The organism is Streptomyces sp. NPDC001515 (genome assembly GCF_053597115.1).
The window spans coordinates 16,162-29,685 of the sequence record NZ_JBSFHN010000034.1; the positions used below are offsets into that span (position 1 = coordinate 16,162).

Sequence of the window (13,524 nt, forward strand, 5' to 3'; positions counted from 1 at the left end):
CCGGTGCGCCGGACTCCCCTGGAGGGCGGGGCGGGGTCGTGCGTCCGCGCCGTGGGATCGAACAGTTTTTACCGACGCGTAACTTCCCAGGGAACCCTACCCCTGCGTAATTTGGCATGAGCACGCCGAACCTCGCGTGCCGCAGAACCCGTGGTCCGGGCCGCAGGCGCACAGACATCGCACCTCTCTTGAGCCGCAAGGAGACCGCACGATGCCGTCCCGAACCCGCGCGCCGCGCACCCGTACCGTCCTCGCCGCACTGCTCCTCGCCGTCGCCGCCGCCGTCCCCGCGGCGACCACCGCGACGGCCGCCCCCGCCGCCACCTCACGCGGCTGGAACGACTACTCCTGCACCCCCTCGGCGGCCCACCCCCGCCCCGTCGTCCTCGTCCACGGAACCTTCGGGAACTCCCTCGACAACTGGCTGGTCCTCGCGCCCTACCTGGTCGAACGGGGCTACTGCGTCTACTCGCTCGACTACGGGCAACTGCCCGGGGTGCCGGTCTTCAACGGCCTCGGCCCCATCGAGCAGTCGGCCGGACAGCTCGCCGCCTTCGTCGACAAGGTCCTCGCCGCCACCGGCGCGGCGAAGGCGGATCTCGTCGGCCACTCCCAGGGCGGCATGATGCCGAACTACTACCTCAAGTTCCTCGGCGGAGCGGCCAGGGTCAACGCCCTCGTCGGACTCGCCCCCGACAACCACGGCACCACCCTCCTCGGCCTGACCAAGCTGCTGCCGTACTTCCCCGGCGCGGCGTACCTCCTCGAAGCGGGCACGCCCGGCCTCGCCGACCAGGTCGCCGGATCCCCCTTCGTCACCAAGCTCAACTCGGTCCCCGACACCGTCCCCGGCGTGCGCTACACCGTCATCTCCACCCGGTACGACGAGGTCGTGACGCCGTACCGGACCCAGTTCCTGGACGGGCCCGGCGTACGCAACGTCCTGCTCCAGGACCTGTGCCCGCTCGACGTGTCCGAGCACGTGGCCATCGGCACCGTCGACCGGATCGCCTTCCACGAGGTGGCGAACGCCCTCGACCCGGCGCACGCCACCCCCACCACCTGCGCCTCGGCCGTCGGCTGAGCCCCGGTCACCCCGCGTCCGGGCGGGCGGCGGTGGCCGGATCCCGCCCGGACCGGCACCGCTGTCAGTGACGGATGGCACGATCGTTGCATGACGACGATCGACTGGGACTCGGCCGCCGGATCCTTCGACGAGGAACCGGACCACGGACTGCTCGACCCCGTGGTGCGGCACGCCTGGGCGCGGCGGCTGGAGAGCTGGCTGCCGAACGGGCGGGGCGACGTGCTGGACCTGGGCTGCGGCACCGGAAGCCTCGCGCTCCTGGTGGCCGGCCAGGGCCACCGGGTCACGGCCGTGGACCGGTCCCCGCGCATGGTCGAGCGGGCCCGCGCCAAGCTGCGGGGCACCGGCACCGAGGTGCTCACGGGGGACGCCGCGGCACCACCGGTCGGCACACAGCGCTTCGACGTGGTCCTCGCCCGCCATGTCGTCTGGCTGCTCCCCGACCCCGAGGCCGTGCTGCGGCACTGGTTCGGACTGCTGAAACCCGGCGGCCGGCTGGTCCTGGTGGAAGGCGTGTGGAACGGGGTCGGGCTCTCCGCCGCCCGGCTCACCGCCCTGCTCTCGCCCTTCACCGAACGGATCCACCACGAACCGCTCTCCGGCGACCGCGACCTGTGGGGCAAGGAGGTCCACGACGAGCGCTACGCCCTGGTCGCCCGTGCCGAGCCGCCCCGCCGCCACACCGAGGTCGTCGACGTCCATCTCCTCCTGCGCCGGGGCCCCGACGTGCTGCTCGCCCGCCGCTCCGGCACGGGATACGCGGACGGCCTGCTGCACGCCCCCTCGGGCCATGTGGAGGACGGCGAGGACGTCCGCGAGGCGATGATCCGCGAGGCGGCCGAGGAGATCGGCGTCGCGCTCGCTCCGGAGGACCTGCGGGTGGCCCTGGTCATGCAGCACCGGGGGCCCGGCGGGCATCCCCGCACCGGCTGGTTCTTCGAGGCGGCGTACGATCCGGACCGCCCGCCGTCCAACCGGGAGCCCGACAAGTGCTCCGAGCTGGGCTGGTTCCCGCTGGACGCCCTCCCGGACGACATGGTCGCCTACTGCCGGGCCGGTCTCGACGGATACCGGGCGGGGGAGCGCTTCCTGATCCACTGGCACGAGGACGGCGACCCCGTCGCGTACGCGCCCTCCGCCGCCCGCCGGGCCGTCGCGCTGCCGACGGGCGGGACGCGCACCGGGCGGCTCCACCACATCGAGCTGTGGGTGCCCGATCTGGCGGCGGCAGCGCCCGGCTGGGGCTGGCTCCTGGGCGAGCTGGGCCATGTTCCGTACCAGCGGTGGGAGCACGGGCGGAGCTGGCGCCGGGGCGACAGCTATGTGGTGATCGAGCAGTCGCCCGAGCTGGCCCCCGGGGCGCACGAGCGCCGCCGCCCCGGCCTCAACCACCTGGCCTTCCACGTCGAGGACCGGGCCGCCCTCGACGCGCTGGTGGCCCGCGCCCCCGGCCACGGCTGGCGGCTGCTCTTCGCGGACCGCCATCCCCACGCGGGCGGCGACGAGCACGTGGCCGCGTATCTGGAGGACGCGGCGGGATACGAGGTGGAGCTGGTGGTGGGCTGAGCGGGGGCGGCCGGGGCGCGCCGGGGCCTGGTGGCGGCGCCCGGCGCGCGGCCCGGCAGCTCTCGCGCGGCGCCCGACGGGGTCAGTCCAGCAGGGCGGCGAGTCCCCGGTCCGTGCGCGCGAGCCGTTCCAGTTCGTCCAGGGCCGCCACCGCGGCCCGGGCCGCGTCCGGATCGCGCGCCGCCAGCCCGCTCTCCTCGAACTCGTCCTCGTCCAGCCGCAGGACGGCGGACCGGTCCGCCGACACCCACAGATCCAGGTCCAGGTCCTCGACCAGCAGCTCACCGTCCCGCAGCACGGCAGGGCGGGTCACATCGCAGTACCAGCCCTTGAGTTCGCCCGCACCGGACCGGACCTCCTTCACCGCGAACCAGGCGTCGCGCCAGTAGTGCTCGGTGAAGACGTCGCCCGGTTCGAACCGGACGAAGCCGAAATCGCGGACCCCCGGCGCGGCCCAGGGCGCGCGGACCGTCACCCGGACCCCGTCGTCGGAGACCAGGTCGGCGGGATAGCGGATCTTGGTCCGCCCCGCCTTGACCAGGGCGACGGTCAGGGACGTGCCGTCCGCTCCCGTGGCCGGGGCGTCAGCCGAGGGCGCGGACATGACGCACCTCCGTGGCGCAGTGGGTGTAGCCGAACCAGCGGTTGACCGCCAGCATCGGGGCGTTGTCGGCGTCGTTGCCGGTGTAGGCGTCGGTGTACCCGGCGGCGCGCGCCCGGTGCAGCGAGTCGTTCTTCGCGAGCTTCGCGAACCCGCGGCCGCGGTGGACCCGCCGGGTGCCGGTCATCCCCGACCAGTAGCGGTCCACGCCGTCGGTCTGCGCCACGCTGAACGCCGCCACCTCTCCGCTGGCCACCACGACCGAGGTCAGCGCGTGGTCGAGGCAGGGGCTGTTCCAGGTCTCCGCGAGCCACTCCTCGTAGTCCGCGAGCTGGGTCGGGATGTCGCCCGGCTCGTCCTCGGTGGTCTCGGCGTCCGCCTCGAACAGCGGGCGCGGATCGTCGGCGAAATCTGCGGCGGTACGCAGTTCGACCCCGGCCGGGAGCTCCTGACGCGGCGGCAGCGTGCCGCCCGCCAGGTCGAGATGGAGGAAGTGCGCCGGGCGGCTCGGGGCGTAGCCGCGCTTCTCGGCGAAGGCCCGGTTGCCCGGGGTGTCCAGCACCCAGGTGTAGAGCGTGGTCGCGCCGGCCAGGGCCAGATGTTCCTCGGCCGTGCGCAGCAGCAGCGAGCCTGCCCCGCGCCCGGTCCGCTCCGGATGGGTGTACGGGTTGCAGAACGCCTGCCCCGGCTCGGGGCTGTCGTGCGCCAGGCCGACCTGCGCCGTCGCGATCAGCTCGCCGTCCTCCTCCGCGACCAGCAGCCGGTAGTGCTTGCCGGGGGCGGCGCTCTCCAGATCGAAGACGACCTGCTCCGGGGTGGTGACCATGTACGGGAGCGCCGCGCGCCGCACCCGTACCCAGTCCTCGGCGTCGGAGGGGCGGAAATCGCGCACGATGACAGTCATGCGCCGGACGCTACCCACCGGTCCGGCCCGCCCGCCTCCGAATTTCCGGCGGTGCGGCACAATCGGGGCCGTGACTCCCAAGATCTCCGTCGACCCGGACGCGGACGCCGCCCCGTACGAGCAACTGCGCACCCAGATCTCCGAACTGGCCCGTTCCGGCGCACTGCCGGTCGGCCACCGGCTGCCGACCGTACGCGGCTTCGCCGAGGAACTGGGCCTCGCCGCGAACACCGTCGCCAAGGCCTACCGGGCGCTGGAGGCGGACGGGGTGATCGAGACCCGGGGCCGCAACGGGACCTTCGTCGCCGCCGCCGGGGACGCCGCCGAACGCCGCGCGGGCACCGCGGCCCGCACCTACGCCGAGGACGCCCACCGGCTGGGCCTGTCGAGGGAACGCGCCCTGGAACTCGCCCGGGACGCGATCCGGGCCGTCTACCCGGAGTGACGGCCCGCCGGCTCCCCGGGCTCCTCGGCCGTGCCCCGGACCGCCGCCGGCGGGCCGCCCAGGGTGCGCACCACCGAACCGAGGACCTGGTCCAGCGGGCAGGGCCCGTACCGCCGGGAGTCCTCGCTGTGCGGGCTGTCCCCGACCACCGCCAGGAAGCCGGGAGGCACCGGGGCGCCGGCGAACGGCTCGCCCGCCAGCGCGACCGCCCGTTTGATGTACCACTCGGTCGCCGCCAGGTCCCGGCCGACCGGCGCCTTCCCCCGCCACGCGGTGTCCGGCTCGGGGCAGGCGACCACGACGATGCCGTCCCTGCGCACACCGCGCGTCCCGCGCCGGATCAGCACCCGGGTGCCCGGCCGCAGCGTCGGCATCATGCTGTGGCCGCGCACCGTCACGGCGACGTACGCGTACCGCACCCACCAGGCGGCCAGCCCCGCCGCGAGCAGGCAGCCGGCCACCCCGCCCAGGACCGCCGCGGTCACGAGACCCGGCCGTCCCGCACCCGGACCACCCGGTCGCAGCGCTCCACGACGTGGGCGTCGTGGGTGGCCAGCACCACCGTGACGCCCGTCCGCTCCCGCAGACCGGTCAGCAGGTCCAGCACCTCCTCGCCGGACCGCGAGTCCAGATTGCCCGTCGGCTCGTCCGCGAGGATCAGCCGGGGACCGCCGATCAGCGCACGGGCGACGGCCACCCGCTGCTGCTGACCGCCCGACAGCTTCGAGGGCAGCGCCTGCTCCCGGCCCTCCAGCCCCACCGATGCCAGCAGCTCACGGGCGCGGGCCCGCCGGTCGAAGTCCACCCGGAAGGGCAGGACCGGAGCGATGACGTTGTCCAGGGCGGTCAGCGCGGGCAGCAGATGGAAGCGCTGGAAGACGAACCCCACCCGGCGCCGGTAGGCCGCCAGTTCCGCCCGGTTCATCGAGGTGACGCGCTCCCCGTCGACGTCGATCGTCCCCGCGTCGGGCCGGTCGAGCGCGCCCAGCAGATACAGCAGCGTCGACTTGCCCGACCCCGAGGGCCCGGTGAGCGCGACGAACTCGCCCCGGCCGATCTCCAGGTCCACCCCGTCGCAGGCGCGGACCGGGCTGCCCGTGCCGGCCCCGTACGTCTTGTGCAGGGAGTCCACCTCGATCATCGCGGTGCTCACACCTCCACCTCCCTGTCCTCCCGCGCGTATCCGGACGCCTGAAGGGTGAAGAGTCTCGCGTACTCGCCCTTCAGGTCCATCAGTTCGTCATGGCTGCCGCACTCCCGTATCCGGCCGTCCTCCAGGACCACGATGCGGTCGGCGCGGCGCACGGTGCCCAGCCGGTGCGAGATCAGCAGACTCGTCGTCCCCGCGCGGTGGGCGCGCAGCCGCTCGTGCAGCCGCTGCTCGGCCGCCGCGTCGAGTCCGGCGCTCGGTTCGTCCAGGACGAGCAGGTCGCGGCCCTCCCGGAGCATGGCCCGCGCCAGCGCGAGGCGCTGCCACTGACCGCCCGACAGCGTGACGCCCACCGCGTCCGGATCCTCCTCGTCGGCGTCCGGGAAGATCCGGGACAGCATCGTGTCGTAGCCGCGCGGCAGCCGGGAGACGAAGTCGTGCGCGTCCGCCCGGCGCGCGGCCCCGGCGATGCGCTCCGCGTCGTCGAGATGGCGCAGATCGCCCATCGCGATGTTGTCCCTCACCGACAGGTCGTACGCCACCCGGTCCTGGAACACCGCGCTGATCCGCTCCCTGAGCAGGGCCGGGTCCATGGCGCGGATGTCCGTGCCGTCCCAGCGGACCGCGCCCCGCGTCGGGTCGTACAGCCGGCACAACAGCTTGACCAGGGTGCTCTTGCCCGCGCCGTTGAGCCCCACCAGCGCGACCGACTCGCCGCGTCGCAGCGTCAGGCTCACCCCGCGCAGCACCCACGGCCCGTCCTCCCCGTACCGGAACCAGACGTCGTCCAGTTCGATGCGGTCGCGCAGCGGCGCCACGGGCAGCGGCTCGGGCGGGACCGGGAGGTCGGTGGGCAGCCGCCGTATGTCGACATAGTGACGGAAGGTCAGCAGGGCCTGGTAGCCGCTGGTGACATGGAGGATCGAGGAGTTCAGCACCCCCTGGACCCCGGCGGAGGCGCCGAGGAAGGCCGAGACGTCACCGGCCCCGAACCGCCCGGACTGCGCCCCGTGGATCATCCAGGCGAGCCCGCAGGCGGCGATGACCGCGCCCAGCGCGGTGGTCGGCGTCTGGAAGGCCAGGACCCGGCGGTCGAGCCGCTCCTCCGCCGCGTTGATGTCCCGGGTCTCCGCGTTCATCCGGCCGAGGAGGAAGCCCCCGGCGCCGAACAGCCGGATCTCCTTCACGGCGGCCAGGTCCAGCATCATGCTCTGGTAGAAGAGCTGGCGGCGGTTGCGGGGGCTGATCGTCCACATCATCCGGGCCTGCCGCCGGCTGAGCGACACCTGCACGAACAGGGCCGGGAGCGCCGCCGCCACGGTGAACACCGTCAGCCAGGGCGAGATCGCGGAGAGCACCACGGCGAGCCCCGTCACGGCCGTGGCCTGCTGCACCAGCCCGAACAGGGCGGTGGTGATCTGGTCGGGCGCGCCGGTCGCCGAGTCCTGGGCCAGCCGCAGCCGGTCCAGGAACTCCGGGTCCTCGAAGCGGGACAGCCCGACGAACCCCTCCACCTTCCCGTACAGCTCCTTCTGCGCCCGGTAGGCGATCCCGCGGCGCAGCCGGGACTTGGCGTAGTCCGAGGCGTACGGGAGGACCGCCAGCAGGGTGCCGCACAGGCCGAGCCCCGCCACCAGGGTCATCGGCGCGGCGCCGCCGGGCGTCCGGCCGTACTGCACGGAGTCGAAGAGCCACTTGGTGAGCAGGGTGACCCCGGCGGGCAGCAGCCCCTGCACCACCGTCAGCAGGACCTGGCAGACGAAGGCGGCCGGCCCCGCCCGCCAGGTCAGGGCCAGCGCCGCGCCCGCTCCGGTGACCAGTCCGCGCGGACCGCCCAGCCGGTGGACGGCGGACTCCTGGCCCGCGCTCACGCCGGGAGGCCTTCCAGCACCGGGTTGGTGCCGGCCTGGGCGTAGGTGACCGTGCCGTCGGGGTCGGTCAGCACGGTGGTCGGCGTCGCCTCGATCGAGTACAGCGTGGAGAGCGGGCCCGCGGTCTCCTCGACGACCACGGTCGCGATCCCGGCCAGCGGCTCGGCCATGCGGTGCGCGTCCTCCGCGTCCCCGGCGATCACCACGACCATCTGCGTGGCGTCCATGCCGGTGCGCCGGGCGAACTCGGGCAGGTCGGCCACCGCCATGGTGCAGGCGGAGCAGTCCGTGGAGAGGAAGGTCAGCGCCCCCTGGCGGCCCTTCAGGGACGCCGCGGTGACCGTCCCGCCCGCGACCGTGGCGGCCGTGAAGTCCGGGAGGGCCGCCCCGGTCTCGGGGCCGGAGTCGATCGTGCCGAAGGGCTGCCGCCGCTCGGTTTCCTGGCGGCGCAGCCGCCGGACGACCGCGAGGGTCAGCAGCAGGTTGAGTACGGTGACGGCTCCCACGAGCACGAGTGCGGCGGTCAGATAGATCATGCCCATTCCTCTTTCATGAGATCTTCAGCAGATCGACGATGTCGTCGTAGAAGGCGGTCACCGCCGTGACGACCACGGCGGCCGTCGCGCAGATGACGAGCGCCGGTACGGCCGCCGGGGCGAGCCCGGCCGCGTCCGGGCCCCAGCAGCCCAGGCAGGCCAGGGCCAGCAGGAAGCCGTTGCGCACCACATGGCGCCGGCCGAGCCGGGCCGTGGGCCGGCCGAAGCAGGCGCAGCGCACCTCGGTGCGCGCCGCCGTCGCCAGGACGGCGAGGGCGGTGAAGCCCGCGGTGAGGACGGCGGCGGCGACGAGACCGGGGCCGGCGGTCTGCCGGGGGCCCAGCAGCGCGAGACCGGTGGCGGCCTCGACGGCGACCAGCAGCAGCGCGGCGGGCCGGGCGCACCGCCGCGCGAGGGGCCGGCCCGCCCGTGCCAGGAGCCGGCGCACCATCTCCAGGGTGTCCGGGAAGGCCCGTGCCTTGGCGAGGGCGGAGACCAGGAGGACCCCCGCGAGCGCCCAGCACACCGTCAGTACCGCGTAGTCCATCGCGTTCACTCCTCCGCCAGCAGCCGGGCGGTGGGGTGCCGCCGCTGGATCAGTACGGGGACGAGGCCGGCGGCGGCGGAGAGCAGGGTGCCCGCGGCGACCACGGCGCAGGCCGCGGGGACGAGGTCCGTCCAGCCGCCGGGCGACAGCCGGAGCGCCGCGGCCCCGCCGAGCAGCACCCCGCCGAGCGCGCCCGCCAGCCCGATGAGCGTGCCCTCCAGCAGCACCAGCCGGGTGACGGCCGCGTCGCCCCAGCCGACCGCCCGCAGCAGGGCGAATTCGGCGGCCCGTTCCTGGACGCCCAGATACATCACGTCGCCCACGGCCACGACGGACAGCACCGCCATCGTCACCACCGCGGCCACATCGGTCGCCCGGACCTGCACGGAGATGGTCTCGCCGAGCAGCGAACCGGCGAGCGTCCCCTCGAAGGCGTAGGCCGCCGCCAGCAGGACCAGCGCCGCCCCCGACGCCGTCGCCACGGCGGCGGCCCCCAGCAGACTCCGCCCCCTGGCCCGGACCGCGCCCGCGAGGGCGAGTCCGGTCACCCCGGCGGAGATCCGGGGCCGGCCGCCGGTGGCGAGCGCCGGGCGCAGCGCGGTGGCGGGCGGCACCCGGGAGGCCAGCCAGGCCGGGACCGCGCCGGCGGCGGCCGCGACGGCCAGCGCCACGGGAACGGCGGCCAGCAGGTGTCCGGCCGGGGCGTCCACCCCGAGGGCGCGCGAGGCGCCCCAGGCCACGGCCGCCCCGAGCACCCCGGCCGCCGTGCCGAGCAGCAGCAGTTCGCCCAGGACCAGGCCGAACAGATGGCGCCGCCGCCACCCCACGGCCGCGAGCAGGCCCAGTTCGGACCGGCGGGACCGGACCGAGGAGGCCGCCGCGTTCCCGACGAAGAGCACACAGACCACCAGCACCAGCGCGAGCAGGACCAGCGACTTGGTGTCGGAGGCCCGGATGATCCGCTCGGCCACGTTCTTCCTGCTCCACCACTCGGTGAGCGCCAGCGCGGGCCGGCCGTTGGTGCCGGCGGGCAGGGCGACGGTGAGCGGGGTCGGGGACGAGCCGAGCGTGATGTCCACCCGCAGCCCGGTGATCCGCCCGATGGACTCGGCGGCCTGCCGCACGCGCTCCCGGGAGACCGCGTCCGCGCCGGTCACCCCGGCCACCTTGACCCGGATCGCCGAGACGGGCGCGGCCGCCTGTCCGGACGTCAGATAGCCGTGGTCGCCGAGCCAGCGCGCGGCCGCCGTCGAGGTCAGCAGCATCGGCGGCTGCTGGATGTACGAGGTGGGGGAGGAGGCGGGACGCAGGGGCTGACCGCCGAGCAGTTCCCGGGACCGGGCGTCGGCCCCGGTGAGCGCGGGCTGCGCGTAGGTGCCGAGCGGCAGCCGGCTCCCGGCGTCGAACTCCGGCAGCCGTTCGGGGTCGAACGTTCCGACCACCTCCGGCAGCGCCGAGGGGCGCTCGCCCTGTTCGCCCTGCGGCACCAGCGAGCGGAACCAGACGTCCTGCCCGTCCAGCGGCAGCAGGGTGGCCGCCTTGTCGGGGTGGGGCACCGACCGGGGCCGTACGGTGCCGTCCGGCCCGGCGTCGTAGGAGACGGGCCCGGTGGCCCGGAGCGAGCCGAGTCCGACGGCGAGCTGTTCGCCGGAGCGTTGCTCGCGCTGCCGGGACGCGGCGTCGAACCGCTTGTCCAGCAGCGGGCGCTTCGCGCCCTCGCGGGTGAGGGTGACCTCCACCTCCAGGTCCCCGGCGGTACGGGAGGACCGCAGGACGGGCAGGACCGCCCCGGGCACCTCGTCCGGTCCGGCGGGCACGGTCCGGGGCGCGGCGGAGGGCAGATAGCGGCCCTCGGTCACCGCCCCGGCCAGCCCGAAGAGCGCGGACTCGGCCTCCGGGTCGACGCCCGCGACGAGGTAGGTGACGGGGAAGGCGAAGACGACCCGGGTGCGGGGGCCGGAGTCGCCGGGCGGGGGCCGCTCGCCGCGTGCGGTCACCCCGGACCAGGACAGACAGGTGACGGCGGCGCTGAGCCCGGTGGACTGCTCCTCGGCGCGGAGCCCGCCCTCGCACACCTCGCGGCGCCTCCCGGAGGGCAGCACCTCGAAGTAGCGGTCCGTCAGGTACTGGGCCTTGCCGTCCGCCTCCTGCCGGGACACCGGAGGGCCGGGCACGGTCTCCAGCGGGTACGGCGTGATGAACACGGTGTGCGGCCGCTGCACGAGGGCGGACAGACCGCGGTCGTAGTGCCAGGTCCGGCCGAGCCGGAAGACGCCGCGGGTGCCCCGGGGCACCAGACCGGCCAGGTCGACGGCGACCGCGCCCGGTTCGGTGGCGTAGCCGAGCACCTCCAGCGGGGCGGCGACCTCGACGCCCGGCACCCGGCGCACGGCGGCGAGCTGGGCGAGCGTGATGCCGCCGTAGACGTCGGAGAGCGAGTTGGGGCGGATCAGCCCCTGGGCGTTCTCCAGTTCCTGCGCCGCGCCGGGCGGCCGGATCAGCAGGTCGTACGCGCCCCGGCTCTTGGCCACGGTGCCGGTGACGGTGAGCCGGGCGGAGCGCGTGGTGGCGGACAGCACGGCGAACGAGGAGACGGCCACCAGGATCCCGACGAGCAGCGCGAGCGAGCGCGCCCAGTGGCTCAGCAGACGGTGCCGCATCAGCCGGAGCACAGGCCCTCCTCGTCGGGATCCATGGGGACGGGGCGCGGCGGATCAGCGGTCGGCCGCGCCGGTCAGTCGGCGTACGTCAGCAGGAGATGCCGCAGTACTTCCAGGCGCCGCAGTACGGCGCGGTGCAGGAGCTGCCGTTGGCCATGTAGCAGCACCGCGCGAACTGCCGGATGCCCTGCTCGCACTTGTACTGCTTGTAGGAGGAACAGCCGGTGCCGCAGGTGACACAGGCGGCCTGCGCCTCGGCTTCGGGCGCCAGCTTGCTGAGCAGGGTGTCGCCGAGTGCCGTAAGGAACTTCACGGGATTCGCCTCTTCTCGTCGGTGCGCCTCGGTCGGAGAACAGCGGCCCGGCACGGTGGCTCGGGCCGCGGCGAGGCCGTCGGGCCCAGGGGGCGCGCACGGGTCGCCGCGATGCGCCGGGAGCCGCAGGAAAGAACTCCTGTCCGCCGGGCATTGGCATAGACCAATGGAGTAGACCATCCGCCCGGAGGGGCTGCAACCCTTGGTGTCCCATGTGACGCACGGCACATTGTGAGGGTGGGGTGACTCAAGTGGCCGCTGTGACAGCCAGGTTGACGTCACATCGGGTGCAACTCGACTCGTGAGGAGAGGGGTTCGGCCGATCCGGGCGTGCGGATTCCGTCGCCGTGCGGTCGGATCCGGATATGACGCGATCTCAGAAGGGCGTCGACAGAACATCATTCGATGGACTTGGCATGGACACTACCGAAGGGGGCTTCGCTGCTGCTACCACTGGGTAGGCAGAGATCCTGCTGGTCGGTCCCAGGGAGGTTCCCCCCATGAAATTGTCCAGACTCGTGGCCTTCTCGTCCTCGCTGTTCCTCGGTGCCGTCGTCGCGCTCACCGGGGCCGCCACCGCCGAGGCGGCGACCACCGTGCAGGGGGTCGACTACGTCGCCCTGGGCGACTCCTACTCCTCCGGCGTCGGCTCCGGCAGCTACACCAGCGAGAGCGGCAGCTGCAAGCGCAGCACCAAGGCATACCCCTCGCTCTGGGCCGCGGCCCACGCGCCCTCCTCCTTCGCGTTCACCGCCTGCTCCGGGGCGGTCACCGGTGATGTGACCGCCAAGCAGCTCGGCCCGCTCACCTCCTCGACCGACCTCGTCTCGATCTCCATCGGCGGCAACGACGCGGGCTTCGCCGATGTCATGACGACCTGTGTCCTCCAGTCGGAGTCCACCTGTCTCAACCGGATCGCCACCGCCCGGAGCTTCGTGGACTCCACGCTGCCCGGCCGGCTGAACACGGTGTACTCCGCGATCCGCGCCAAGGCCCCGAACGCGCACGTCGTCGTCCTCGGCTACCCACGCTTCTACAAGATCGGCGGCAGCTGTGTCGTCGGTCTGAGTGACAAGGTGCGCTCCGCCATCAACGGCGCCGCCGACTACCTCAACGCCGCCACCGCCAAGCGGGCCGCCGACCACGGCTTCACCTTCGGCGACGTGACCTCGACGTTCACAGGACACGAGATCTGCTCCGGAGACGCCTGGCTGCACAGCCTCAACTGGCTCAACATCGGTGAGTCCTACCACCCCTTCGCCTCCGGCCAGTCCGGCGGCTACCTCCCCGTGCTGAACGCGCTGGACTGACCGGTCCGGCTCCGGGCCGGACCCGACGGACCGTCCTGATCCGCCCCCGACCGGGCGGCTGTGCGGACGGTCCGTCAACCTCCGTATCCGGATGCGTAATCCTTCGCCCGGGATACACGGGTGTCGGTGCGGGACGATAGGGTTAACCTGCCCGGACCGGGTGCCCTCGTACGGGTGGGGAGTGACATGGAACAGATAACGGTGCGGAGCAGGCCACGGGTGCCTGCGATCACATGCGGGAGCGGTGCGACCAGTTCGCGCCTGGACCGTCATCTCGCGGTGCTGGGCGGCCCCGTCGTCCCGCAGCGAGAGTCCGCGGAGGCGACCATGCTCATGCGTGAGCTGACCTCGCGCGACGCCGCGCACAGCCGTCGGAGCAGGAGCGCGCGCGTCTCGCTCTTCGCGCCGCTGCGGCGACTGCGTCGCTCGCTCTTCGGCAGCCGCCACTGACCCGACGCCACCGGTCCCGGCATCGCGCCGCTGCCCGTTCTTCCGTCATCCCCGGAGCGAGCAGTGGCGCGCAGCCATGTCCGG

The 13,524-nt window shown here is 73.9% G+C and carries 14 protein-coding genes; 5 read left to right on the top strand and 9 right to left on the bottom strand.

The genetic code is table 11. The annotated features are described in order from the left end of the window. Positions 1–211 precede the first annotated feature (211 nt). Positions 212–1,084, top strand: coding sequence for an esterase/lipase family protein (locus ACWCXC_RS29455; protein WP_450683503.1), 873 nt, complete (start codon positions 212–214; stop codon positions 1,082–1,084). A 90-nt stretch (positions 1,085–1,174) separates the two neighbouring features. Next, positions 1,175–2,653 carry a methyltransferase domain-containing protein gene (locus tag ACWCXC_RS29460; RefSeq protein WP_450683502.1) on the top strand — a complete coding sequence of 493 codons (1,479 nt, stop codon included), beginning with the start codon at positions 1,175–1,177 and terminating at the stop codon, positions 2,651–2,653. Positions 2,654–2,735: 82 nt separating this feature from the next. Here ACWCXC_RS29460 and ACWCXC_RS29465 read toward each other — a convergent pair whose 3' ends face one another. Both ACWCXC_RS29465 and ACWCXC_RS29470 read right to left on the bottom strand, forming a co-directional pair. After that, entirely contained in the window at positions 2,736–3,257 is a 522-nt protein-coding gene (locus tag ACWCXC_RS29465; RefSeq protein WP_450683501.1) for a DUF402 domain-containing protein, read from the bottom strand. Continuing rightward, positions 3,238–4,158 carry an N-acetyltransferase family protein gene (locus tag ACWCXC_RS29470; protein WP_450891025.1) on the bottom strand — a complete coding sequence of 307 codons (921 nt, stop codon included), beginning with the start codon at positions 4,156–4,158 and terminating at the stop codon, positions 3,238–3,240. Before ACWCXC_RS29470 ends, ACWCXC_RS29465 begins: the two co-directional genes overlap by 20 nt. 70 nt (positions 4,159–4,228) lie before the next feature. Here ACWCXC_RS29470 and ACWCXC_RS29475 point away from each other — a divergent pair, with 70 nt between their 5' ends. Beyond that, a complete protein-coding gene (locus tag ACWCXC_RS29475) occupies positions 4,229–4,603 on the top strand; it encodes a GntR family transcriptional regulator (protein WP_450683499.1) in 375 nt (124 codons plus the stop codon). On the opposite strand, the gene ACWCXC_RS29480 is transcribed toward ACWCXC_RS29475, so the two are convergent. The 7 genes from ACWCXC_RS29480 to ACWCXC_RS29510 all read right to left on the bottom strand — a co-directional run bounded on the left by ACWCXC_RS29480 (position 4,591) and on the right by ACWCXC_RS29510 (position 11,680). Next, entirely contained in the window at positions 4,591–5,088 is a 498-nt protein-coding gene (locus tag ACWCXC_RS29480) for a S24/S26 family peptidase (protein WP_450683498.1), read from the bottom strand. The two genes, ACWCXC_RS29475 and ACWCXC_RS29480, sit on opposite strands and share 13 nt — an antisense overlap. Next, positions 5,085–5,756, bottom strand: a complete 672-nt coding sequence (locus ACWCXC_RS29485; RefSeq protein ID WP_450683497.1) for an ABC transporter ATP-binding protein — start codon at positions 5,754–5,756, stop codon at positions 5,085–5,087. The genes ACWCXC_RS29480 and ACWCXC_RS29485 overlap by 4 nt, the downstream gene beginning before the upstream one ends. Then, positions 5,753–7,624 (bottom strand): ABC transporter ATP-binding protein, encoded by a 1,872-nt coding sequence (locus tag ACWCXC_RS29490; RefSeq protein ID WP_450891026.1) that lies wholly within the window; start codon positions 7,622–7,624, stop codon positions 5,753–5,755. The genes ACWCXC_RS29485 and ACWCXC_RS29490 overlap by 4 nt, the downstream gene beginning before the upstream one ends. Continuing rightward, a complete protein-coding gene (locus tag ACWCXC_RS29495) occupies positions 7,621–8,160 on the bottom strand; it encodes a peroxiredoxin family protein (RefSeq protein ID WP_450683494.1) in 540 nt (179 codons plus the stop codon). Before ACWCXC_RS29495 ends, ACWCXC_RS29490 begins: the two co-directional genes overlap by 4 nt. A gap of 13 nt (positions 8,161–8,173) precedes the next feature. Beyond that, complete coding sequence (locus ACWCXC_RS29500; protein WP_450683493.1) at positions 8,174–8,707, bottom strand: MauE/DoxX family redox-associated membrane protein; 534 nt, start codon at positions 8,705–8,707, stop codon at positions 8,174–8,176. 5 nt (positions 8,708–8,712) lie between these two features. Next, positions 8,713–11,367, bottom strand: coding sequence for an FtsX-like permease family protein (locus tag ACWCXC_RS29505; protein WP_450891027.1), 2,655 nt, complete (start codon positions 11,365–11,367; stop codon positions 8,713–8,715). A gap of 88 nt (positions 11,368–11,455) precedes the next feature. Further along, on the bottom strand, positions 11,456–11,680 hold the full coding sequence (locus ACWCXC_RS29510; protein WP_383649940.1) for a hypothetical protein: 225 nt from the start codon (positions 11,678–11,680) through the stop codon (positions 11,456–11,458). A gap of 500 nt (positions 11,681–12,180) precedes the next feature. Between ACWCXC_RS29510 and ACWCXC_RS29515 the strand changes: the two genes are divergently transcribed. Further along, positions 12,181–12,990 (top strand): SGNH/GDSL hydrolase family protein, encoded by an 810-nt coding sequence (locus ACWCXC_RS29515; RefSeq protein WP_450891028.1) that lies wholly within the window; start codon positions 12,181–12,183, stop codon positions 12,988–12,990. Positions 12,991–13,176: 186 nt separating this feature from the next. Further along, entirely contained in the window at positions 13,177–13,440 is a 264-nt protein-coding gene (locus ACWCXC_RS29520) for a hypothetical protein (protein WP_450683490.1), read from the top strand. Positions 13,441–13,524 lie beyond the last annotated feature (84 nt).

Excerpts from the sequence above, each read along its gene's own strand:
- ACWCXC_RS29455 (WP_450683503.1), top strand. The coding sequence starts at position 212 with ATGCCGTCCCGAACCCGCGCGCCGCGCACCCGTACCGTCCTCGCCGCA.
- ACWCXC_RS29460 (WP_450683502.1), top strand. The coding sequence starts at position 1,175 with ATGACGACGATCGACTGGGACTCGGCCGCCGGATCCTTCGACGAGGAA.
- ACWCXC_RS29465 (WP_450683501.1), bottom strand. The coding sequence starts at position 3,257 with ATGTCCGCGCCCTCGGCTGACGCCCCGGCCACGGGAGCGGACGGCACG.
- ACWCXC_RS29470 (WP_450891025.1), bottom strand. The coding sequence starts at position 4,158 with ATGACTGTCATCGTGCGCGATTTCCGCCCCTCCGACGCCGAGGACTGG.
- ACWCXC_RS29495 (WP_450683494.1), bottom strand. The coding sequence starts at position 8,160 with ATGATCTATCTGACCGCCGCACTCGTGCTCGTGGGAGCCGTCACCGTA.
- ACWCXC_RS29500 (WP_450683493.1), bottom strand. The coding sequence starts at position 8,707 with ATGGACTACGCGGTACTGACGGTGTGCTGGGCGCTCGCGGGGGTCCTC.
- ACWCXC_RS29505 (WP_450891027.1), bottom strand. The coding sequence starts at position 11,367 with ATGCGGCACCGTCTGCTGAGCCACTGGGCGCGCTCGCTCGCGCTGCTC.
- ACWCXC_RS29515 (WP_450891028.1), top strand. The coding sequence starts at position 12,181 with ATGAAATTGTCCAGACTCGTGGCCTTCTCGTCCTCGCTGTTCCTCGGT.
- ACWCXC_RS29520 (WP_450683490.1), top strand. The coding sequence starts at position 13,177 with ATGGAACAGATAACGGTGCGGAGCAGGCCACGGGTGCCTGCGATCACA.